Source organism: Psychrobacter sp. H25, from assembly GCF_059076335.1.
In genome coordinates, this window is the sequence record NZ_JCACRV010000001.1 from 295408 (window position 1) to 317900 (window position 22493).

Consider the following 22493-nt stretch of genomic DNA (forward strand, 5'->3'; position numbering starts at 1 on the left):
ATTATAGTGGTGTTAAGTGTAGCAGCTACTCAGCATGGAATAGCTACTACTATAAATAGCATAACGATATGTACTCATTGTTACTGTCGCGATTTTTCTTATAATTGTTCTGACAGTTCTTGCTATAGCGCTTACTAAGACGCTTTGCTAGTTACAGCACGCTGCAAGATACGACGTGATACTTCTAGGTCGTTGGTACCATGTTCACCAAGCTTAACCATGTTATGCACTTCAAGTTGCTTGATGATTGGATCAATCGCTGATTCCGTCAAGTCAACGTCTTCTAGGCTAACTGGCAAGCCAAGCTCGCGGAAGAAGTTTTCAGTGTAAACAATGGCTGTTTCGATAATGGCATCGTCGTCTAAGTCAGTATCGGTAATGTTCCATACGTTACGCGCATACTGAAGCAGTTTTTCTTTTTTGCTTTCTTTTAGCTCACGCATGACTGATGGCAATACGATGGTTAGCGTACGTGCATGATCGATAGCGTGTAGTGACGTCAGCTCATGACCGACCATATGGGTTGTCCAGTCTTGTGGCACACCAGTACCGATCAGACCGTTCAATGCCATGGTCGCTGTCCACATAATGTTCTTACGTGTTTCTAGGTTTTCTGGATCTTGCTTAACAACTAGACCTTCATCAATAAGGATTTTAAGCAAGCTTTCAGCAAAGGCATCTTGTACTTTAGCGTTTACTGGGTAAGTCAGATATTGTTCCATTACATGAACAAATGCATCAGCAACACCATTCATAACCTGACGTTCAGGCAGGGTAAGTGTTTTGATTGGATCTAGAATCGAGAATTTAGGGAAGGCAAGTGGGTTACCAAACGGTAGTTTTGCTTGACGTTCACTATAGTTGATCACGCCGCCTGAGTTCATCTCAGAACCTGTTGCTGGAATAGTCAATACCGCGCCCAAGTCGACAGCAGAATCAATGTTTTTGCAATAACCAGTTAAGGCATCCCAAGCTTGGTCACGTGAGACAGTGCCGTCCTCTTCAGTCAATGAAGATACTAGTGCCACAAATTTGCTGCCGTCAATCACAGAACCACCGCCAACTGCTAATAAGAAGTCGATGTTGTGCTCATTAACCATATCAGCGGCTTTAAGTAGTGTGGTGAATTCTGGGTTGGCTTCAATGCCACCAAATTCAAATACCGTACGGTTACCGCTTGCCGCTAGTGCAGTCTTTACTTCGTCTAAAGTACCAGTACGCTGTGCTGAACCACCACCATAAGTAATGAGTACACGCGCATCAGTAGGGACTAAATCTGATAATTGCTCGATTTGACCTTCACCAAAAACGATACGGACTGGGTTGTAGTATTGGAAGTTATTCATAAGATTCCTAATTAGTAATAAAAAGTTTTTAATAAAAACGGTTCAATTAAATGGTTTTGACATGGGATATTGTCTGATATCAATCAATGAATGATAAGCAATGCTCGTATAGACATTCATTCTTAATATTTATGCGCATTGTACACCAATTAGACCAGTCGTCTAGTTATATTTACAAAACTCTCGTATAACTGTCTAAGCCGTATTCAAATGTCTTTAAGAAATTCGTTTAAAAAAAAGAAGGCAATGAAGCACACTGAATAATCAAGCATAGTACTGACAGCTACTATCTATGAGCGTTATGAATATTCAATGTGCCTTAATGGTTACGTTAGAAGTGCAGTCGCTAGAAATCCGAACAGTTGACGATTAGCGTCCCATTTGGGTCGTGGTCATCTGCCAAATTTCTGCTAAAGGGGTATTGGTTTGGCTAATCTTTGCAATCAAGCTTGCGCCAAGCCATGCAAAATACCAACGCTTGGCCATACTCTCAGCCGAGATGTTATCGTGACGAGGGACGGACTCATCGAGCCAGCCAGCTTTGATCTGCTTAGCGAGCCACATGGTCGTCTGCTGATAGCCAGTATCGAGTGCCTTACGCATGGTTTCTGACATATCGGCTACCTCTGCGCTGAGCTTCACTACCAAGCATTTCTCATGGTCACAGCCATTCTGCTGGGTGTCATACCAGTTTTGAAAATAATCATATAGCTTTTGCTGTGCACTGACATCTTGTGCATCGATGACATCCAACCGAGTCTTATATAAGCTAAAGTAATGATTAATAATGGCTTCACCAAAGGCTTCTTTAGAAGCGAAATAATGGTAAAAAGAACCCTTTGGCACACCTGCTGTATCTAAAATTTGCTTTAGACCAACAGCGGTAAAACCTTTTTTGGCGATTAATTGGTAGCCAGTGGCAAGTAAATGAGCTTTAGTATCTGGTGTCGTTGCGTCTGTATTAGACATAAACAGGATTATCTCCCTTAGTAGTTGCTTGTATTAGCGTATGCATTAGATAGTCAGTTAAAACAGTTAGCGTTCATTTGAACGTCACGTTGATGGCGTATTGTAATAGGATATAGTTATATGTGTTACGTTTTATCAACAATATTCACTGACAAAATAGTCTTGTTTTATTAGTAGTTATGGTAGCATTAGACCAGTCGTCTAGCAAGGTAGGTTTTGTTGTTATCCGTTACCGTTAGTATTTATTGCTAAAGATCATTTTTCATTAGAGCTTTTTTTAATTGATGACTATTGATTGATAGCTTGGTAACGATTTCAGACTTACTACCTGCCAGATATTTTCTCATTAAGATATCGCCGACTTAACAATTTTATTTTAATAATCGAAAACCAATACTCAACATAACAAATTAAAAATAAGGATGATTATGCCAACCAATACTACGAGTGCATACAGTGACTTCCATTTGCAGTTCATCGCTGGTGAATGGCAAACTGGTAAAGATGATAGCACCAACACCAATACCAACCCATATAACGGTGATACGCTTGTAGAGATTCAGCAAGCGACCAAAGATCAGTTGAACGAAGCCTATGATGCGGCGACCCAAGCTCAAGAAGCGTGGGCCAAGCAGACACCAGCAGCGCGTGCCGCAGTGTTATATAAAGTCGTAAACATACTCGATCAACGCCAAGAAGAAATCGTTGATTGGCTAATCAAAGAGTCGGGCAGCACACGTATCAAAGCCATGGTCGAGTTCGGTGCGACGCGCGCGATTACCCTTGAAGCAGCGACATTCCCTAATCGTGTCCATGGTGAGATTCGCCCATCGAATACTCCTGGTAAAGAAAACTTCATTTATCGTGAGCCAATCGGTGTGGTAGCTGTTATTAGCCCATGGAACTTCCCACTACATTTAACGCAGCGCTCTATCGCGCCTGCCTTAGCACTTGGTAATGCAGTGGTACTCAAGCCTGCTAGCGATACACCAGTAACAGGTGGTTTGCTATTGGCTAAAGTGTTTGAAGAAGCAGGTCTACCAAAAGGTCTATTAAACGTCGTGGTCGGCTCAGGTAGTGAGATAGGTGATGCAATCGTCGAACATAAAGCGCCAAGTTTGGTGTCATTCACAGGCTCAACCTCAGTCGGTAAGCACATTGGTGAGCTTGCCAATGGCGGTGAGTACATCAAGCAAGTAGCACTCGAGCTGGGTGGTAATAGTCCATTTGTTGTATTAAAAGATGCTGATATTGAGCAAGCGGTAAAAGCTGCTGCCTTTGGTAAGTTCTTACATCAAGGTCAAATCTGTATCGCGATTAACAGAGTGATTGTGGAAGACGAGATATATGATGATTTTGTAGAGCGTTTCTTGGCGCATGTCAAAACATTGAACGTTGGGGACCCTAATAAGCAAGACACCGCTATTGGTCCAATCATCAACGAAAAACAAGTCAAATCGCTTAAAGAAAAAATCGCTAAAGCGCAGGAAGAAGGCGCAAAAATGATATTAAGTGGCGAGATTGAAGGCCAAGTCGTACCACCGCATATCTTTACTGAAGTGACTCGCGAAATGGATCTATCACGTAATGAAGTGTTTGGACCACTGGTAGGTATCATCCGTGCCAAAGACGAAGACGATGCACTATCGATCGCCAATGACTCTATGTATGGTCTGTCTAGTGCCGTGTTCACTGCTGATATGCAAAAAGGTCTGCGCTTCGCTCGCGGTATCAGAGCTGGCATGACCCACATCAATGATATCTCAGTCAATGATGAAAGCAACACGCCGTTTGGTGGTGAGAAAAACTCAGGTATCGGTCGCTTTAACGGCGAGTGGGTGCTTGAAGAGTTCACTAGAACGCATTGGATCTCAATGCAAAATGAACCACGTCAGTATCCATTCTAGTAGCCTTATACTAAAATGACTGGCAACAAAAAAGACCGCTTTGATAGCGGTCTTTTTTTATGGCGTTCAGCAATCAACTGAGAACAATATATGTGAGAGCCAGCTCGGGCGTACCACGATTTTCAAAATGAGGATATACCTTAGTCATTTATCTAGCATGAAAGCCTAATAATCCCTCAATCTCTTCGATAGTCATACGTCTCACCAATGCTTGCTCTTCTACTGATAAACGATTGGTATGCTCCTTTATCATGGTATGAATACTCCGTGATATCTCAGAGGTTGTGGCGTAATACATTTGAGGCTGATCTTTCGTCAGTTTCATCAAAAACCGATTAATAAGTTTGCGTTTTTCGTCTGATTTATTCTCTTCAGCTGTATTTTCTTTAGTCATTATATTCTCCTAGAGGTAAGTTATTTAAGCAGCCAAGCTCTTGAGAGTCAATGGTTATAGTGATATTTAGGGTATGACATCTTGTCTAATCAACATCTGATATATGCTAAGTAGAATCACTATATTGTCTCACTGTTTGATGCCAACAAAAGATAGTGGATTTATATCATTACTTCAAAAAATATGTCGCCTATTTGTTTCTACGTTTGCTTGGTTCATATTTACTTGCTTCTCTGATTTGACCATGTCTATAGCGTGCTCACTTGCCTTTTCTATACTCAAGTTACATTGAACTGCCTATGCAAGCTACTCTAAAATCTTAAACATCATAATTAAAATACATAGCACGAGGTTTAGATATGTCACATCAGTCATCTGATAAAAATGTCACATTGGTCTTATTTCATAATGATTTGCGAGTAGCGGACAATGCGACATTGTCGACAGCAGCTAACCTATCTAGCAATGGAAAATTACTGCTTGTCTATGCATCGTCATTGGCGGAGGGGCTGAATGATATCAACAGTGACCCCGCTTATCATTATGACACTATGGGTAGTGCTCGCGAGCAGTTTTTGCAAGAAAGCTTGGCTGACTTGAATGCCTCACTGATGCAGCTTGGTAATAGACTGCTGTATCTAAAAAAAGACGCTGTAGTGACAGACACTCTTACGCAGTTGCAAGAGCTGATTGAAGTCCAACAAGTAACGGATATCTGTGTCAGTAAAACCTCTGATTATTATCAGAACCAAGTATATGCTTTACTACAGGATAAACATCCGCAGATACGCTGGCATGTCCAGACAACGGCCATGTTATTCGATGCGTTACCGCTAGATCAGTTACCCAAGAGCTTCACCCAATTTCGTAAGAAAATTGAAAGCGATCATGATTTATTGCATGCAGAAGAAGACGCGGCTATTTCTCCAATGCCAGAGTCACTGGCGCCAATGCCTGAGAGTATGGCTGACAAGAGTGAGTATTTTTGTGACGCGCATCAATGCGACTTGCAAGAGGTCGATAGTTTTAGAGGCGGGGAGTCAAACGGTCTCAAACATTTGGAGCGTTATTTTGATTCTGAGGCACCAAGTACGTATAAGACCACGCGAAATGCGCTTGATAACTGGACACAGTCTACCAAACTCTCTGCGTGGCTTGCCAATGGTTCACTGTCTGTAAATACGGTATTAAATCGTCTGCGCCGTTATGAGCGCGACATTATTGCCAATGGCTCTACCTATTGGATATGGTTTGAGCTGTTATGGCGCGAGTATTTTTATTGGTACGCGATAACGCATCAGCAAAAGCTATTTTGGTTCACAGGTATCGGTCAGCACATGCCATCAACTCAGCTAGATGAAGAACGTCTATCACAATGGACGCGGGGTCAAACGCCATATCCGATCGTTAATGCGTGCATGAATCAGTTGAACACCACGGGATATATGTCGAACCGCGGACGGCAACTGGTCGCAAGCTGTTTTGTCCATGAGCTGGGTCTTGACTGGCGTTACGGGGCAGCTTACTTTGAGCAACATCTCATTGATTACGATGTTGGCAGCAATTGGGGCAACTGGCAGTATTTGGCAGGTGTGGGTGCTGATCCAAGAGGATCTCGACAGTTCAACCTTAAAAAGCAAACCCAGCAATACGATCCAGAGGGTGCGTTTATTCGCCACTGGCAAGGCAATATTAAAAAGAGCGATGAATAATTGCTAAACATTGCGGATGCGCAGGCTACAGCTTTGAATAGACTAACCATACAATCAAAATAGGTTTAGACCATGAAAAAACCAAGTCCTTATCTCACTTTTGCAGGTGCTATACCCTTTATCGCCTGCGCGCTTTTACTGGCTATAGATAGTGATACGATACTGGTGTTGGGCAAGACGACTGAGGTGCTGAGTATATATGGCTTGGTGATTGCTTCGTTTATGGCAGGCGCGCATTGGGGTAATCATCTGAGCTTAGCTGATAATGATAGATGGGCTATTAAATTACCCTTTCTAAGCAATATGATAGCGCTTGTCTTATGGTTCGGGTTTTTAATACTATCTACGGTCAGCTTTATTTGGTTATTAGCAGCTAGTTTTACCAGTATGTGGGTGATTGATTATGGTCTTAATCAAGCGCGTATCATTACTCAGAATTATTTTAAAGTGCGAACCTATGTCACAGGAATAGTAATAGTGTCTCTAATCGTAGCCGCTCTGCAGCTATAAGTTATGCGATATAGTACTAAAAGATTCACTCTACGATATTGAGCAAGATACACGAAAAGGGGGCTACCAATATGGTAGCCTCCTTTGTATTGATAAAATCTATGTACACAGACTACGTTCGTCGATACACAAGTCTAGGCTGTTTCTAACTTGGGTCGAGCCTTTTTGATGGCTTTGACCAATGCTTTTTCAAATCCACCTTCTTTAAATTGTACAAGGTAAGAATGTGCCGCACAGAAATTACGAACGTCGCGCCATTCGTGTGCCAGCGCTTCTGCCCAGTCACAATAGTGCTTGCCTGAGTTTGGCTCATTTTTCAGGGCTTTTTTGGTGGTAGGGTGTAGTATAAGCTCAGGTAATACAGCCTCTAGTAGCTTCATTGGTGGACTCATAAATGTATCGTCAACATGCAAGCTTTGGCTAGCAGGATGATAGGCCAGTAGCGATCCTGCATGAATCATCTCGTTTGAGGAGATATAGGCGATACCTTCTGAAATCGAAAACTTGAGCTCTGGATAGCGATCGGCGACTGCGTCACTTTCTACCAAATCATCTGCCCAATTCACTTCTGGCACTTTTTTGCGGTGACGGCTGCTGCCATAAAATGTTGCTTGCGGAAAGTCTTTTGCCATTTGGGCGCAATGCACTGTATGGAACGGGTGGACATTGAGAACGGCTTCGACATCTTGTCCATTGTTGGTCAGTGCCATGACTTCGTCTCGAACGTCACCTGTTAAAGCGTAGCTGTCTAAAAATATAAAGCGTCCTGAAGACAGTTTGACAAGTGAGCAATGGGTACCAATGTTCACCACACCGCCAATACGGAATGACCCGCGTATGTTCCAAAATCCTGCCCCTAAATCATGAATTTGTTCTGACATTTATAATTCTCCTTATTCAATATGTTGACTCAAAAAATCACAACGATTTTCAATTTTTGTTCTTTAGATTTTACTGTAATCGCTTATAGACATAACAGATTATAAAAATTCTAACTTCTAAAAATTATGCTTTTAGATACTGTACCTTTCAAACATAGACGTCTTTAGCATCATTGATTCTCAAGCTCATTGCGAGTGTTATCAATGACTGACAAGAGCGCTGCTTCAAATTGACCTTCCTCAAATACCATCAGTCCTGAGTGTGCGCCGCAAAAATGACGAACATTACGCCACTCGTGTGCCAGACCTACTGCCCAATCGCAATAGTGCTTGCCCGCGTTTTGTTCCGTTTTGAGTGCTTTTTTGGTGGTTGGGTGCAAGCCAAGATTAGGCTGTACTGCATTGAATAGCTTTGACGGTGGTATCTCAAAAGTATCATCGACATAGATGCTCTGGCTAGCAGGATGATATACCAGCAATGAGCTTGCATGAACGTTTTCATCAGGCGCAATATAGTGAATACCTTTAGGTATGGAAAATTGAAGCTCAGAATAATGCTCAGCGACCGCGTCACTTTCTACCAAATCATTTGCCCAGCTCACTTCAGGGACTTGTTGCGGATGTCTGCTACTGCCATAAAATGTCGCTTGCGGAAAATCTTGTGCCATTTGGGCACAGTGTACCGTATGAAATGGATGGACGTTGAGGACGGCTTCGACATCTCTACCTCCATTAGTCAGTGCCATGACTTGTTGACGTAAATCTCCCGTTAACGTGTAACTATCCAGAAAAATAAATCGTCCTGATGGTCGCTTTATTAGAGCACATTGAACACCAATATCGATAATGCCATTTTTTATAAATGATCCTCGAATACTCCAAAACCCTGCACCTAAATCATAAATTTCATCATTCATCGATATGCTCCTTTACTGTTCATTTGTTCAATCATTTTACTTATTTATATATAACACTATGCGATTATTAATGGTTTGGTAAATAATGTCTGTAGAAGAAAAGATATAAGCAATGTAGATGTGTAAAGATGAAATAGAGTCGTTATCCAAATGCCATCTCAGCAAACGAAAACTGCCCATCAGTCTACAATCAGCGATTATAGCTGTTGTCTGATAGCTAAAAGTTACTGTAGTTATTGAGCTTATTGCAAAAACCATCTCTCACTTTCAATCAGTAAATAGAGTTTTGTCTAATAAGGGCAAGCGTCTCCATAATGATCTAAACCTAACTTTTTAATCTAAGTCAAGAGCACTATCAATTGCCAATAACACATTTAAACCTGAGTATATTAATTGATGTGCTAACATGCCTCTCTTATCACTATGATAGCTATTTATCCTCTACGACTTCATGTCTATGCTATAGCTATAAAAAGTCGATGTCATAAATTCGCGTTATATTTTCTTACCATTTAAGCTAATGACACGCTCGATCTACTGTCATAGCATAACCAATATAGTCAGCTCTCTTGTGAATAATCCTACAGATAAATCCCAAAGCATTGCCACAAAACCATCGCCTTCATCCAGTCATTCAGTGTCGTGGGTTTTGAAGCTTACGATTGGTTTGATAGGTATGTTCGCTTTTTTACAGATATATTCTATCCAAGCGGTACTCCCCGTCATGATGGTGGATTTTGCTGCGACTGAAGTACAAGCTGGCATGATCGTTGGCGCCACGGTACTGGCAATTGCCATCATGTCACCGTTTTTGGGTATGCTCTCAGATGCTGTCGGTCGCAAATCATTTGTGGTTGGTGCGTTGCTATTCTTAGCCATACCGACATTCTTGATCGCCCAAAGCTCCAGCATCGGCTGGGTAGGTTTATGGCGTTTTATGCAGGGGCTGTCCGTACCAGGTATTACAGTGGTGACGATTGCCTATATTGGTGAGGAGTTCGAGGGACGCGCAGTAACCGAGCTGATGTCGTTTTATGTCTCAGGGTCAGTGTTCGGCGGTTTTATGGGCCGGTTTTTGCTAGGGCATTTGCATGAGTTGATCGGCTGGCGTCATGGTTACTATGTCATGACAGCGATAACGCTACTGGGTGCGGTATGGGTCGGTAAGATGCTGCCATCGTCTCGTCATTTTGTACCCAATCCCAACTTTCGCTCAGCGATACAAACACTAGGGGAGCACGTCACCAATCGCTACGTGGTCACCTCTTGTTTACTGGGTGCTTGCGTTTTATTTTCGCTGGTCGGTTGTTTTACTTTTATTAATTTACATCTGACAGATGAGCCATATCAGCTGACGACTGGTGCACTTGCAAATATTTTTGCGGTGTACTTACTTGGTGTCATTATCACACCGTTATCTACATCACTATTACGTCGATTTGGCTCAGCGCGTACCGTACGGGTGGCTATTGTTATCTCGATGGTCGGGGTGTTATTAACGTTAGTAACGCCACTGTGGGGCGTGGTTATGGGGCTTGCCATCATGTCATCTGGTGTGTTTATCACCCAGTCAGCGACCATCAGCTACATTGCTGTCAATGTTAAAAAAGGACGGTCATTGGCATCGGGGTTGTATTATATGGGTTACTACTCAGGTGGCACACTCGGCGCGTGGTTGTGCGGTATGGCTTATGCACGCGGGCAATGGTCTATGACAGTAGGGTTATTAGTTATTGTACAAGTATTGGCATTGATAATAGCCAGCGTTGGGATGGTCAAAACCACGGTGCAGTCAAAGTAGCTGACTGATCTCTACATTATGTATTTGCTCATTATGCTACTTAATGTAAGCCGGCTTTACATGGCGCTGCTTTTTTCTTACTATCTATAACGATGTTATTAACCTACTAAGGTTGTCGTTCATTATAAAAACTCACTAAGAAATGAGAATGATTGGGCAAAACATTCCACATGAGTATTTTTACGAATTATCATTACTGTGTATAGTCAAAGAAATCTAAAACAGGTACAAGGCAGCCGACTGCAGATTGTACAAATAGTACGTCTAGGGAGGATAACGTCGTAGCTGTTTAGCAGTTCTCTGACTATATAACCTATAAATACAACAAACAAGGAAGTCAAATCTATGTCAAATATATATCACAGCGCACCATCTGCCTACGATTATCCATTACTGGTCAAGCAGCTACTAAACCGTGCAAAAACAGTATCGCAAGACCAAGAGATTATTTATGCGGACAAAAAGCGCCTCACATATAAAGATCTGTTCGAACGTATTAACCGATTGGCCAATGTATTGGCAGACCTAAAGCTTGATGCAGGTGACGTGGTTGCGGTTATGGACTGGGACAGTCATCGCTATCTTGAGTCTTATTTTGCGGTACCGATGTCAGAGTACATCCTACAAACGGTCAATATTCGTCTCTCCCCAGAAAAAGTTCTATACACCATCAACCATGCCAAGCCCAAAGTGCTGATGCTCAACTCTGAGTTTGCGCCACTGGTCAAAGACTATCAATTTGAAAACTCTAGTATCGAGCACATCATTTGGCTCGATGATAATGGGGTGACGGCTGAAGGTGTCTTTGGTGATAACCAAAGCCGTGTCACAGGCGAATATGAAGCGCTACTAGACGCTGCTAACAGCGATTTTGATTTTCCAGATTTTGATGAAAACACCATCGCGACGACTTTTTATACTTCTGGTACGACAGGGGACCCAAAAGGGGTTTTCTTTAGTCATCGCCAATTGGTATTGCATAGCCTAGCAGAGGCCGCCACTCTAGGTATGCTCCCCAACAAACAAGGTGTCAGCTACGGTGACGTCTATATGCCGATGACACCGATGTTCCACGTCCATGCATGGGGTTTCCCATTTACAGCGACAATGGTCGGTCTAAAGCAAGTTTATCCAGGGCGTTATGCGCCTGATACATTGATGGACTTAATCATTAACGAAAAAGTCAGCATCACTCATTGCGTCCCTACCATCCTGCAAATGGTACTCAAAGAAGCCCAGGATCGTGGTGTTAGCTTCAATGGTTTAAAAATGATCATTGGTGGTTCAAGGTTGACTGAAGGGTTGGCAAAAACAGCAATGTCTCAGGGTATCGAAGTCTATACAGGCTACGGCATGTCAGAAACCGCGCCACTTATCAGTTTGACTGAGTTTAGTCTTGATGAGCCTGAAATGAGCGAAGAAGAAGACATTGCTCGTCGCTGTATGACAGGTAAGCCTGTACTTATGGTCGATGCTCAGGTCTGGGGTGAAGGCAATAAATCAGTTGGCAAAGGACAAGACAACACAGGTGAGCTGGTACTACGAGCGCCTTGGTTGACCCAAAGCTATCTTAAGAACGACGATGCTGGTAAAGAGTTGTGGGAAAGTGGCTATATGCACACTCAAGATATTGCCTACATACGTCCTGATGGTTATATCAAAATTACAGATCGTCTAAAAGATGTGATCAAGTCTGGTGGTGAATGGATATCATCGCTTGAGATTGAGACGATTCTATCACTACATCCTTCAGTAGCTGACGTATCGGTGATAGGGGTGCGTGACGAGCAGTGGGGCGAGCGTCCACTAGCATTGGTTGTCCTAAAGCCTACTGCCCAAGATACTAGTGCTGACGATATCAAAGCCATCGCAGAGAAAGCAGTAGAGCGCGGTATCATTCCTAAATATGGCGTACCAAGTCAGTTTAAGTTTGTGGATGAGCTGCCAAAAACCTCAGTAGGTAAACATGACAAAAAAGTCATGCGTGAGATATATGCCAACCAAACCCAAGTGTAATCATATCTACCAGTTGAACATTTGTATTTGTATTTGTCAAAATGTAGCGCATGTTACACGCTTAATAGTTGACCTTTGCAATAGGCTCTGCTACATTTTAAACCGATACGTAATGTATCGGTTTTTTAATTCTGGCAAGGATGACCAGTAATTATCCAGACATTGTCTACTATAATCGGAACCGTGTAAGCCTCGTAGATTCGGACGTGCAGATAGCGCTTCTAATGCGATGACGACTTGCTAGCGTTTCGATGATAAAATAACATTGCCTCATTTCTCGTTTATGCTAAGGACAGCTATTATGAGTGACCACGCCCAACACCCAGTCTCTACTCACACAGCAGACATGCCTACATTTGCTGATATCTATCACGACTCTATTATCGAACGAGAGGATTTCTGGGCACAGCAAGCAAAGCGCATCTACTGGCACAAAGAGCCTGAGCAAATTCTAGATGACAGTAATCTACCGTTTGCCAAATGGTTTGTCGGCGGTGAGACCAATCTTTGTTATAACTGCGTAGATCGTCATCTGGCGGATCGTGCCGAGCAAGACGCGTTTGTCTGGGTATCATCAGAAATCAATCAAGAGTTGATAGAAACCTTTCCAGCAGTCGTTGATTCGTTTAAAGATCTGGGCAACAACGTCGAATTTTATACAGACTATACCAAGCGCCGTCTGACGTATAACGACCTACATAAAGAAGTTAATTATTTTGCTGATGTCCTACAGCGCCATGGTATTGGTAAGGGTGATCGCGTCATCATTTATATGCCGATGATTCTAGAAGCGGCATATGCCATGCTGGCTTGTGCTCGCATTGGCGCAATACATTCAGTCGTTTTCGGTGGGTTTGCAGCCCATAACTTGGCTATCCGCATGGATGATGCTGAAGCAAAAATGGTCATTACGGTAGATGCAGGTCTGCGTGATGGTAAGGTTATTAATTATAAGAACCTTGTCAATCAGGGCGTCGAGCAAGCAACAACCAAGCCTGAGCATGTATTGGTGGTCAACCGCGGTATTTTACCGTTTGAGCCGAGAAATGTTGACGTCGATTATGCGACCGAACGACGTCACAGCTGCGAGGCCCATGCAGTTGTGGAGCCCGTCTGGCTTGAGTCAAATACGCCGTCTTACCTGCTTTATACCTCTGGTACGACAGGCACTCCCAAAGGCGTCCAGCGTGATACAGGCGGTCATGCCGTCGCACTGACTACCTCGATGGATTATGTTTATGATGGTAAGGCAGGTGAGACGTTTTGGGCGATATCGGATATCGGCTGGGCAGTTGGGCACTCTTATACGATTTATGCGCCACTGCTAGCAGGCATGACGAGTGTCATGTACGAGGGCCTACCACACTCACCGAATCCTGGTATTTGGTGGCGTATCGTTGAGGCCAACAAGGTCAATATTTTGTTTACAGCGCCCACGGGCGTGCGTATGCTTAAAAAACAAGACGAGAGCTGGATGACCCGCTATGATGTCTCTAGTGTCAAATCGTTCTTTTTAGCAGGTGAACCACTTGATGAGTCAACGGCCGGCTGGCTGACCCAGCATTTAGGCGTGCCAATCTTAGATCACTATTGGCAGACAGAGTCTGGTTGGCCCATCTTGAGTCACACACCAAAATTTGATCATAAACCGCATAAGCAAGGATCACCTGGCTATCCTATGTATGGTTACGAAGCGCAGGTGATCAATGAAGAGACTGGTGACCCCTGCAAAGCGGGAGAAAAAGGCTTGCTTGCAATCAAAGCGCCACTGCCGCCTGGTTGTCTGACTACGGTGTGGCGTAATGACGATCGCTTTATCAGTAGCTACTTTGGTTTGTTTGATGGGCAGCAGTATTCTACGTCAGACTATGCCGTGACAGATGAAGATGGTTACTTTTATATATTGGGGCGTACTGATGATGTGATCAACGTCGCAGGTCATCGGATAGGGACGCAAGAGATCGAAGAAGCCATCAGTATGCATCCAGATATGGCAGAGTGTGCTGTAGTAGGCATTCAAGATGAGTTAAAAGGAGAGCTGCCCATCGCATTCTGTGTACTAAAAGATCAGACGCAAGTCGAAACGACCGAAAACCGCTTCCGTATTGAGCAGCAAGTCATCGGTGCGGTGGTCAAATCTTTGGGCGGTATTGCAAGGCCAGCGGCTATTTATTTCCCGCAAGCACTGCCAAAGACTCGCTCTGGCAAAATCCTACGCCGATCTATTCGTGCATTGGCTGAAGATAAGCCTACAGGAGATATGTCGACCCTCGATAACCCAGCCGCTATCGATGCGATTAAGCAATCAATGAAAGACTATTAATCATAAACGATTAATAAGTTGCCTACTGCCTATCAAAATTAGACTAGGGCGTGTCCCTATTTTAAAAATGGTGATAAAAATGAGATAAATCGAAGGCAAATAAGGAAAATAGTGCATACAATATCGAGATATTGACCAGCTATTTGACGCCGTTTATCAAAGGTTTAGCCATTTTTGGCACATTTAGTAATAAACGTTAGGATTAGGGACACGACCCAACCATTTAAAAGCTCATGAACCCTCATGGGCTTTTTTGTTTCTGCTGTTTTCTGATAGCAATCTGTTTACTCATCGCATTTTGATAAAACAAACTTAATGAAAATGTTGATAAAGCGCTTGACCCTAAAAATGATTTATTGCTATAGTCAATAACGATACAAAATAAATCATTTTAAAATTTAGAATTTTAATGATGTTTTATAGATAAACGCTCATCGCGTTTCATTCACCAATGAATACTTAGGTGCCGTCACACGGTAGTCTCGCAAAAAAGATAAGGATATCTTATGCACCACGTTCAACAGCTCATCAACGGTCAGTTCACACAGTCAAATACCGATGAATGGATTGATATTACCGATCCTGCGACCCAAGAAGTCATCGCAAAAGTCCCGCAAACCACCAATGATGAGATCAATCAAGCCGTTGCAGCCGCCCAGACCGCGTTTGAGACATGGCGCAAAACACCAATCACCACTCGCGCTCGTATTTTCTTAACCTATCAAGCACTCATTCGTGAGCATATGGATGAGCTAGCAGAAATATTAACCGCAGAGCAGGGCAAGACGATTGCTGATGCACGCGGCGATGTGTTCCGAGGCTTAGAAGTGGTCGAGCATGCCGCTGGTATTGCCAATTTGCAAATCGGCGACTTTGTAGAAAACGTCGCATCAGGTGTTGATACTTATAGCATTTGGCAGCCGCTTGGCGTTTGCGCTGGTATCACGCCATTTAACTTTCCCGCGATGATTCCGCTATGGATGTTCCCAATGGCGATTGCTACGGGCAATACGTTTATTCTCAAACCGTCTGAGCAAGACCCGATGGTCACCATGCGTTTGGTTGAGCTAGCGATTGAAGCAGGCGTACCAGAAGGTGTGCTGAACGTGGTACATGGCGGCAAAGCAACTGTCGACGCCATCTGTGACCACCCAGATATCAAAGCTGTCTCTTTTGTAGGGTCTACTAGCGTTGGTAAACACGTCTATGAGCGTGCCAGCCAATCAGGTAAGCGCGCTCAGTGTATGATGGGTGCAAAAAACCATGGCGTTATCTTGCCTGATGCCAATAAAGAGCAAACGCTCAATCAGCTAGCAGGCGCGGCGTTCGGTGCTGCTGGTCAACGCTGTATGGCACTCTCAGTTGTCGTGTTAGTAGGTGCTGCTGGAGAGTGGATCGATGATATCAAAGCCAAGGCAGAAAACTTAATCGTTTCAGCTGGCAAAAATGACAAAGACTTAGGACCACTGATTTCACCTGCTGCAAAAGCGCGCGTCGAGCATTTGATCGGTACTGGGGTAGAAGAGGGTGCAGACTTAATTCTGGATGGTCGCGGCATTAGCGTTGAAGGATTTGAGAACGGTAACTTTGTTGGGCCAACTATCTTTGACAATGTCACAAGTGATATGCAAATTTATCAACAAGAAATATTTGGACCCGTACTTTGCATCATGCGCGCTGACAGCTTAGATGAAGCGATTGCACTACTGAATGCCAATCCACATGGTAACGGCACGGCGATATTCACCCAGTCAGGCGCTGCTGCACACAAATTCCAGCAAGACATTCAAGTCGGTCAAATCGGTATCAACTTACCGATTCCTGTGCCACTACCAATGTTCTCCTTCTCAGGCTCGCGTGCCAGCAAGCTGGGTGATTTAGGCCCTTATGGTAAGCAGGCAGTGCAGTTCTATACTCAGACCAAAACCGTCACTGCACGTTGGTTCGATGATGAAGCGAGCCGCGGTGTCAATACAACGATTTCAATATAATAATCAATTGACTATATTTGCGGTATAACCTTGATGCCACTTGCGATACTATTGGTCGCAGTTTTATTATCGTTATACCGCTATCGTGCGGCGCGCACACCTTATCAGATGTCTCACTCGCACTTTATCAAGGGGTGCATCAAACAGACTTTTTATTTGATCTATAAGAACAAGGATAACCCTATGGATTTTGCATTGACCGATGATCAGATTGCCTTTCGCCAAACGGCCCGTCAGTTTGCGCAAAAAGAGCTCAAGCCAAACGCTGCTGAATGGGATCGCAACTCGCATTTCCCCATAGATGTCATCAAAAAATCTGGTGAGCTTGGGTTTTTGGGGCTGTATACCAATCCAGAATACGACGGTTTGGGATTGCCAAGGCTCGACTCCGCAATGGTATTTGAAGAGCTATCGTGGGGTGATACCTCTGTGGCAGCCTACATGAGTATCCATAATATGGCAGCATGGATGATTGGCGAGTATGGCAGCGATTCGCTATGCAAAAAATATTTGCCCGATATGGTCAGTGGCGAGTGGCTCGGTAGTTACTGCTTAACAGAGCCAAATGCAGGATCTGATGCCGCCTCATTACGCACCAAGGCGGATAAACAAGGTGATCACTACGTACTGAATGGCGAAAAAACCTTTATTTCTGGCGCAGGCTCAACTGATGTATTGGTAGTCATGGCACGTACTGGCGCGGCAGGTCCAAAAGGCGTTTCAGCGTTCGTAGTAGATGCCAATAGCGCTGGTATCGAATATGGCAAAAACGAGCAAAAAATGGGCTGGAAAGCACAGCCGACGCGGACGATTAGTTTTAGAGACGTCAAAGTCCCAGTAGAGAATCTGATAGGTGAGGAAGGCCAAGGTTTTCGTATCGCTATGAAAGGGCTGGACGGTGGCCGTATCAATATCGGTATCTGCGCCGTGGGTACGGCACAATCTGCATTAGAAACAGCAACCAGTTACGTACAGGAACGTAGCCAGTTTGGCAGTCCAATTGCAAGCTTACAGTCCATACAGTTTAAGCTCGCCGACATGCTGACCCAGACTATCGCTGCGCGTCAAATGCTCTATTTAGCGGCTGATAAAGTCGATAGTAATGATGGGCAAGCTTCTACCTACTGTGCAATGGCGAAGCGCCTCTCTACGGATCTGTGTTTCGATGTTGCCAACACCGCCCTACAACTACATGGCGGTTATGGCTATCTAAACGAGTACCCGCTTGAGCGTCACGTGCGAGATTTACGCGTGCATCAAATATTAGAAGGCACCAATGAGATTATGCGAGTGATTATTTCACGTCAGGTCTTACAAGACGAGGCGCTAAGCCAACTGCGCTAATAGGCTGTTATGGTTACTATTGTGACGATATCATGTTTTTTCGCTTGACTAAAACAAGGATGTTTTATGACAGATTATACCAATCTAAACCTATCAATTGATGGCCATACTGCCACGTTGACATTGAACAACCCCCCTGCGCATACGTGGACGATGGACAGTCTGGGTGCGCTCAAACAACTCATCACCGATCTCAATGCCAATGACAATATATACGCGTTAATCGTGCATGGTGATGGCGAGAAGTTTTTTTCAGCTGGCGCAGATCTCAATAACTTCTCAGACGGTGATAAAGGCCGTGCGATAAGTATGGCGATTGCGTTTGGTGAGGCGTTTGAAGCATTGTCTGCTTATCGCGGTGTCAGCATTGCGGTGATCAACGGCTATGCGATGGGCGGTGGGCTTGAATGTGCGCTCGCGTGCGACATTCGTATTGCAGAAGCGCATGCACAGATGGCACTACCGGAGACGGGCGTAGGTCTACTGCCATGTGCAGGCGGCACACAAAACCTGCCTTGGCTCGTCGGAGAAGGGTGGGCAAAGCGCATGATACTGTGCGGCGAACGCGTTGATGCAGAGACGGCATTACGTATTGGCTTGGTTGAGGAGGTCACTGAAACAGGTGCAGGGCTACTAGCCGCTCAAGACTTGGCCAAAAAAGCCGCAAAGCAATCGCCTGTTGCTGTCAGTTATTCTAAAGGACTTATTCAAGCAGCCAGAGATACCCCGCCTGCCCAAAACCTTATTCATGAGCGCGAAGCTTTTGTAAAATTGTTTGACACGATGGATCAGCGCGAAGGTGTACAAGCATTCTTAGAAAAACGCAAACCCAGTTGGCAAAATAAATAAGCATTGCTTAAAATGCTTGGGTCATAATGTTTATGACATTATTTAATTTTTTAACTTTGTAGGTCACTTTTATGACAGCAGCTACCGACGATACCCAAAAGCCTTCGAGCAATACAGAGCAAGAGGCCTCTGTATTATTCAATACTGAACCGACAGATTGTGGTCACCTCATTGGAGTGATGACGCTCAATACACCCAAATCGCTCAATGCGCTCAGCGTTGATATGTGTCAGCTGCTATCAGAGCAGTTAGTGCAGTGGCAAGCTGATAACCAGATAGTAGCGCTGCTATTAAAAGGTGCAGGGGACAAGGCGTTTTGTGCCGGCGGTGATATTCGTAAGCTGTATGACAGTATGTCTACCGATGCGCCAGTGCCCAATCCTTATGCCACTGAGTTTTTTAGTCATGAGTATCGTCTCTATCGTCAAATGCACTTTTATTCAAAGCCGCTAATACTTTGGGGTGACGGCATCATTATGGGTGGCGGCATGGGATTAATGGCAGGTTGTAGTCATCGTGTGGTGACTGAGCGTACCCGTTTTGCTATGCCTGAAGTGACAATTGGGTTGTTCCCTGATGCCTCTGGTAGTTGGTTTTTGCAGCGTATGCCTGCCAAGACAGGTTTATTTTTAGGGTTGACGGGCGCGATGTGCAATGGCAGTGATGCGTTATTAGCGAATCTAGCGGAGTATGCTGTTGCCAGTCCTGACTATGACGCTATCATGCAGCGTCTAAAACGAAGTAATTGGCAAACATCAGACAGTACAAGCAATACGGACAAGTTCCATAATGACAGTGCTCATAGTATTGTTAGCCGTGCGCTTGCAGCACTACCTGCAGCGGATCTACCCGATAGCAAGCTGACGACGTACTGGCAGCCTATTCAGCAACTCATGAACAGCGGCGGTCTGGCTGATATCGACGCACTGCTACAAAACGATGAAGCGCTCGTACAGCTGAGCAAAGATTTTGCAGAAGACAGCTGGACACAGCGAGCAGTTGCTACCTATCGTCATGGTTGCCCAGTGACAGCAGCATTGACTCATGCGCTATATCATAAAGTCGCCGATTTATCGATAGAGCAGGTTTTGTATCTAGAGACCAACGTCGCGGTACATTGTGCGGCTAATCCTGATTTTAAGGAAGGCGTGCGAGCATTACTGATTGACAAGGATAAGAATCCACAGTGGTCACGCTCACTAGCAGACTGTCTCAGTGTAGAAGGGCAGGCATATATCGATCAGCACTTCGATAACCCTTATCCTAAAGGTCAGCATCCTTTAGAAGGCTGGTTGGATGCCACTGCTTTAGCCAGTCAGCTTGTGCGATAAGCTCAAACGTAGCTAGAAGGGTCATAAGGTCTAGATTACTTACCAACAGGGAGCGCCACCGACTCTCAATAACCATGTTATTTCAAACAATCTATGTCAGTTAAGACAATAGGGCTCGCTGGTTCATAAGATACAGTGAGTCGCAAATAGTAATCATAACAACCATTGTTAACGCAATATAAGTAGGTAGCAATGCCTACGCAATCATCAAGGAGTGATGAGATGAGTACAAAGGATACAAGTACAATAGATAATGACACCTCTAAACCAAACGTTGCTTTTATAGGACTTGGTAATATGGGTGCTCCCATGGCAGAGAACTTACTAAAGGCGGGTTATACACTTTCTGTGTTTGATTTATCTGATGCTGCTACTAAGCGTCTGCAGCAGGCAGGTGCTAGCGTCGCGCAAAGTCCTAAAGAGGCTGTGAGTAATGCTCAAGTTGTCATTAGTATGTTGCCTGCAGGGCAGCACGTGCATTCGGTGTACTTAGGCGACAACGGTTCCAGTGGTCTACTTGCAGAGCTGAATAAAGGTACGCTAGTGATTGATAGTAGTACGATAGCAGCTGCTGATGCCAGAACCGTGGCAGACGCCGCGAGTAAACTGGGTATTGAGTTTTTGGATGCGCCCGTGTCTGGTGGGACGGGCGGCGCGATTGCTGGTAGTTTGACCTTTATTGTTGGCGGTAACGCCGAAGCATTCGCTCGTGCTGAACCAATACTTGCCGTTATGGGCAAAAACATCTTTCATGCAGGTACGCATGGCGCAGGACAAGTAGCAAAAATTTGCAATAATATGCTGCTAGGTATTTTGATGGCAGGGACAGCAGAGACTATTAACCTAGGAGTGAAGAATGGTCTAGATCCAAAAGTGCTGTCGGATATTATGCTACAGAGTTCAGGTCGTAACTGGACATTAGAAGTTTACAATCCGTATCCACAAGTCATGGAAAACGTCCCATCTAGTAATGGTTACCAAGGTGGATTTATGAGTAAGCTCATGCAAAAAGATTTGAATCTTGCCATGCAAACCGCTCAAGACACTCATGTAGACACGCCGATGGGTGCAAAAGCAACGGAGTTGTACGCATCACATACTCTAGAGAATGGCGACAAAGACTTTTCTAGTATCATGGGGCGTCATGATATCTCGCTGTTGTCTTAAAGACTGCTATAGGGAATATTAGTAATGTTGCTAATAGCTGTTGCTTATTAATAGCTGTTGCTTATTAATAGGTGGTGCTTATCAATAGACACTTGCGATGTGCCAATAGATACTTGTTAGATATCAGATAAAACAGAAAAGCGCCGCGCTAAGGACTATAGCGTGGCGCTTTTTGGTGCATGATAAGGACGATATCAGCTTTGTAGGTCATACACGAGGGCTTGGATATCCTGCGCGGCTTGCTGTAGTCGAGGTACATAAGTTAGTAACTCATCGAGTGACACGCGTATCGTCGGTGCATGCAGATACAACGAGGCCAGATAGCGTGATTTCTTGTCTAATATAGGCACTGCTACAGCCACCATTTCAGAGATAAACTCCTCATTATCGATACCGATACCAGTATCAGCGATACGATCAAGCTCAGCGTTCAAGGCATCAATATCAGTAATGGTATTTTTGGTGAATTTATCTAGTGGTAATCCTTGTAGTATCTTCATACGGCTGGTAATAGACAGCTGACTGAGGTATAGCTTACCTGTCGCTGTACACCACATGGGCGACTTGGCTCCTACAGGAAGGTATATCTGCAAGGGCAGGGTTGTTTGCGCACGATTGGTATAGATCATGTCCATATGATATGGAACACCGATACCGCAAGTCTCTTTGATTTCGTCAACCAGTTTTTGCAAAATCATCTGGCGCTCATTGAAGAACAATCGCTGTTGCCAAAGCTCAACACTCAGATTGCGTACCCGCTTACCAGGGATAATCCCACCACCGATATCAACAGTCAAAAAACCGTCATCGACCAAGTTTTGAATCAGACGGTGTATGGTTGGTTTGGGGATATCCAGCTCTTGTGACAACTCGAGTGGAGACAGAGGCTTAGAAGCGTAAGAGACAGCTTCTATGATCTCTAGTACACGGGTAATTGACGATACTTTAGGCATATAAAAGGCTCAGTATTAATAAAAGATCAAAGTATAGAAGCGCACAACGCTTTCATAAGTAGAACAAAGGGTAATAAAAAAA

At 44.2% G+C, this 22493-nt stretch carries 17 protein-coding genes; 11 read left to right on the top strand and 6 right to left on the bottom strand.

The features are described 5' to 3' along the window. Positions 1-134 precede the first annotated feature (134 nt). Both AC5JPO_RS01185 and AC5JPO_RS01190 read right to left on the bottom strand, forming a co-directional pair. Positions 135-1346 carry an iron-containing alcohol dehydrogenase gene (locus AC5JPO_RS01185; protein WP_101205076.1) on the bottom strand — a complete coding sequence of 404 codons (1212 nt, stop codon included), beginning with the start codon at positions 1344-1346 and terminating at the stop codon, positions 135-137. A 369-nt stretch (positions 1347-1715) separates the two neighbouring features. Further along, positions 1716-2315 (bottom strand): TetR/AcrR family transcriptional regulator, encoded by a 600-nt coding sequence (locus AC5JPO_RS01190; protein ID WP_057760518.1) that lies wholly within the window; start codon positions 2313-2315, stop codon positions 1716-1718. A 428-nt stretch (positions 2316-2743) separates the two neighbouring features. Here AC5JPO_RS01190 and AC5JPO_RS01195 point away from each other — a divergent pair, with 428 nt between their 5' ends. After that, positions 2744-4222 carry an aldehyde dehydrogenase family protein gene (locus AC5JPO_RS01195; protein WP_493853078.1) on the top strand — a complete coding sequence of 493 codons (1479 nt, stop codon included), beginning with the start codon at positions 2744-2746 and terminating at the stop codon, positions 4220-4222. A gap of 148 nt (positions 4223-4370) precedes the next feature. Here AC5JPO_RS01195 and AC5JPO_RS01200 read toward each other — a convergent pair whose 3' ends face one another. Then, positions 4371-4616, bottom strand: a complete 246-nt coding sequence (locus AC5JPO_RS01200) for a hypothetical protein (protein WP_319051524.1) — start codon at positions 4614-4616, stop codon at positions 4371-4373. A gap of 359 nt (positions 4617-4975) precedes the next feature. Between AC5JPO_RS01200 and AC5JPO_RS01205 the strand changes: the two genes are divergently transcribed. After that, positions 4976-6328, top strand: coding sequence for a DASH family cryptochrome (locus tag AC5JPO_RS01205; protein ID WP_493853079.1), 1353 nt, complete (start codon positions 4976-4978; stop codon positions 6326-6328). Between the two features lie 72 nt (positions 6329-6400). Further along, positions 6401-6838 carry a DUF3429 domain-containing protein gene (locus tag AC5JPO_RS01210; protein ID WP_493853080.1) on the top strand — a complete coding sequence of 146 codons (438 nt, stop codon included), beginning with the start codon at positions 6401-6403 and terminating at the stop codon, positions 6836-6838. Positions 6839-6972: 134 nt separating this feature from the next. On the opposite strand, the gene AC5JPO_RS01215 is transcribed toward AC5JPO_RS01210, so the two are convergent. Both AC5JPO_RS01215 and AC5JPO_RS01220 read right to left on the bottom strand, forming a co-directional pair. After that, a complete protein-coding gene (locus AC5JPO_RS01215; protein WP_493853081.1) occupies positions 6973-7719 on the bottom strand; it encodes a hypothetical protein in 747 nt (248 codons plus the stop codon). Positions 7720-7889: 170 nt separating this feature from the next. Then, a complete protein-coding gene (locus tag AC5JPO_RS01220) occupies positions 7890-8636 on the bottom strand; it encodes a hypothetical protein (protein WP_493853082.1) in 747 nt (248 codons plus the stop codon). 571 nt (positions 8637-9207) lie between these two features. Between AC5JPO_RS01220 and AC5JPO_RS01225 the strand changes: the two genes are divergently transcribed. The 8 genes from AC5JPO_RS01225 (at position 9208) to mmsB (ending at position 21458) form a co-directional block, all read left to right on the top strand. After that, positions 9208-10437, top strand: coding sequence for an MFS transporter (locus tag AC5JPO_RS01225; RefSeq protein ID WP_493853083.1), 1230 nt, complete (start codon positions 9208-9210; stop codon positions 10435-10437). Between the two features lie 345 nt (positions 10438-10782). Continuing rightward, positions 10783-12453 carry a fatty acid--CoA ligase gene (locus tag AC5JPO_RS01230; RefSeq protein WP_493853084.1) on the top strand — a complete coding sequence of 557 codons (1671 nt, stop codon included), beginning with the start codon at positions 10783-10785 and terminating at the stop codon, positions 12451-12453. A gap of 301 nt (positions 12454-12754) precedes the next feature. Then, positions 12755-14776, top strand: coding sequence for a propionate--CoA ligase (locus AC5JPO_RS01235; protein WP_493853085.1), 2022 nt, complete (start codon positions 12755-12757; stop codon positions 14774-14776). A 506-nt stretch (positions 14777-15282) separates the two neighbouring features. Next, positions 15283-16767 carry a CoA-acylating methylmalonate-semialdehyde dehydrogenase gene (locus AC5JPO_RS01240; RefSeq protein ID WP_493853086.1) on the top strand — a complete coding sequence of 495 codons (1485 nt, stop codon included), beginning with the start codon at positions 15283-15285 and terminating at the stop codon, positions 16765-16767. A 183-nt stretch (positions 16768-16950) separates the two neighbouring features. Then, positions 16951-18111 (top strand): acyl-CoA dehydrogenase family protein, encoded by a 1161-nt coding sequence (locus AC5JPO_RS01245; protein WP_493853087.1) that lies wholly within the window; start codon positions 16951-16953, stop codon positions 18109-18111. Positions 18112-18177: 66 nt separating this feature from the next. Beyond that, positions 18178-18960 carry an enoyl-CoA hydratase gene (locus tag AC5JPO_RS01250; RefSeq protein WP_493853088.1) on the top strand — a complete coding sequence of 261 codons (783 nt, stop codon included), beginning with the start codon at positions 18178-18180 and terminating at the stop codon, positions 18958-18960. 71 nt (positions 18961-19031) lie between these two features. Next, on the top strand, positions 19032-20291 hold the full coding sequence (locus AC5JPO_RS01255) for an enoyl-CoA hydratase/isomerase family protein (protein WP_493853089.1): 1260 nt from the start codon (positions 19032-19034) through the stop codon (positions 20289-20291). Between the two features lie 222 nt (positions 20292-20513). Further along, complete coding sequence (gene mmsB, locus AC5JPO_RS01260) at positions 20514-21458, top strand: 3-hydroxyisobutyrate dehydrogenase (RefSeq protein ID WP_493853090.1); 945 nt, start codon at positions 20514-20516, stop codon at positions 21456-21458. Between the two features lie 194 nt (positions 21459-21652). Here the strand turns inward: mmsB and AC5JPO_RS01265 are convergent, their stop codons facing one another. Continuing rightward, positions 21653-22411, bottom strand: coding sequence for an IclR family transcriptional regulator (locus AC5JPO_RS01265; protein ID WP_493851950.1), 759 nt, complete (start codon positions 22409-22411; stop codon positions 21653-21655). Between the last annotated feature and the right edge of the window lie 82 nt (positions 22412-22493).

What these genes read in the sequence shown, in the direction of transcription:
- AC5JPO_RS01185 (WP_101205076.1), bottom strand. Translation starts at nt 1,346, where the DNA reads ATGAATAACTTCCAATACTACAACCCAGTCCGTATCGTTTTTGGTGAA.
- AC5JPO_RS01190 (WP_057760518.1), bottom strand. Translation starts at nt 2,315, where the DNA reads ATGTCTAATACAGACGCAACGACACCAGATACTAAAGCTCATTTACTT.
- AC5JPO_RS01195 (WP_493853078.1), top strand. Translation starts at nt 2,744, where the DNA reads ATGCCAACCAATACTACGAGTGCATACAGTGACTTCCATTTGCAGTTC.
- AC5JPO_RS01200 (WP_319051524.1), bottom strand. Translation starts at nt 4,616, where the DNA reads ATGACTAAAGAAAATACAGCTGAAGAGAATAAATCAGACGAAAAACGC.
- AC5JPO_RS01205 (WP_493853079.1), top strand. Translation starts at nt 4,976, where the DNA reads ATGTCACATCAGTCATCTGATAAAAATGTCACATTGGTCTTATTTCAT.
- AC5JPO_RS01210 (WP_493853080.1), top strand. Translation starts at nt 6,401, where the DNA reads ATGAAAAAACCAAGTCCTTATCTCACTTTTGCAGGTGCTATACCCTTT.
- AC5JPO_RS01215 (WP_493853081.1), bottom strand. Translation starts at nt 7,719, where the DNA reads ATGTCAGAACAAATTCATGATTTAGGGGCAGGATTTTGGAACATACGC.
- AC5JPO_RS01220 (WP_493853082.1), bottom strand. Translation starts at nt 8,636, where the DNA reads ATGAATGATGAAATTTATGATTTAGGTGCAGGGTTTTGGAGTATTCGA.
- AC5JPO_RS01230 (WP_493853084.1), top strand. Translation starts at nt 10,783, where the DNA reads ATGTCAAATATATATCACAGCGCACCATCTGCCTACGATTATCCATTA.
- AC5JPO_RS01235 (WP_493853085.1), top strand. Translation starts at nt 12,755, where the DNA reads ATGAGTGACCACGCCCAACACCCAGTCTCTACTCACACAGCAGACATG.
- AC5JPO_RS01240 (WP_493853086.1), top strand. Translation starts at nt 15,283, where the DNA reads ATGCACCACGTTCAACAGCTCATCAACGGTCAGTTCACACAGTCAAAT.
- AC5JPO_RS01245 (WP_493853087.1), top strand. Translation starts at nt 16,951, where the DNA reads ATGGATTTTGCATTGACCGATGATCAGATTGCCTTTCGCCAAACGGCC.
- AC5JPO_RS01250 (WP_493853088.1), top strand. Translation starts at nt 18,178, where the DNA reads ATGACAGATTATACCAATCTAAACCTATCAATTGATGGCCATACTGCC.
- AC5JPO_RS01255 (WP_493853089.1), top strand. Translation starts at nt 19,032, where the DNA reads ATGACAGCAGCTACCGACGATACCCAAAAGCCTTCGAGCAATACAGAG.
- mmsB (WP_493853090.1), top strand. Translation starts at nt 20,514, where the DNA reads ATGAGTACAAAGGATACAAGTACAATAGATAATGACACCTCTAAACCA.
- AC5JPO_RS01265 (WP_493851950.1), bottom strand. Translation starts at nt 22,411, where the DNA reads ATGCCTAAAGTATCGTCAATTACCCGTGTACTAGAGATCATAGAAGCT.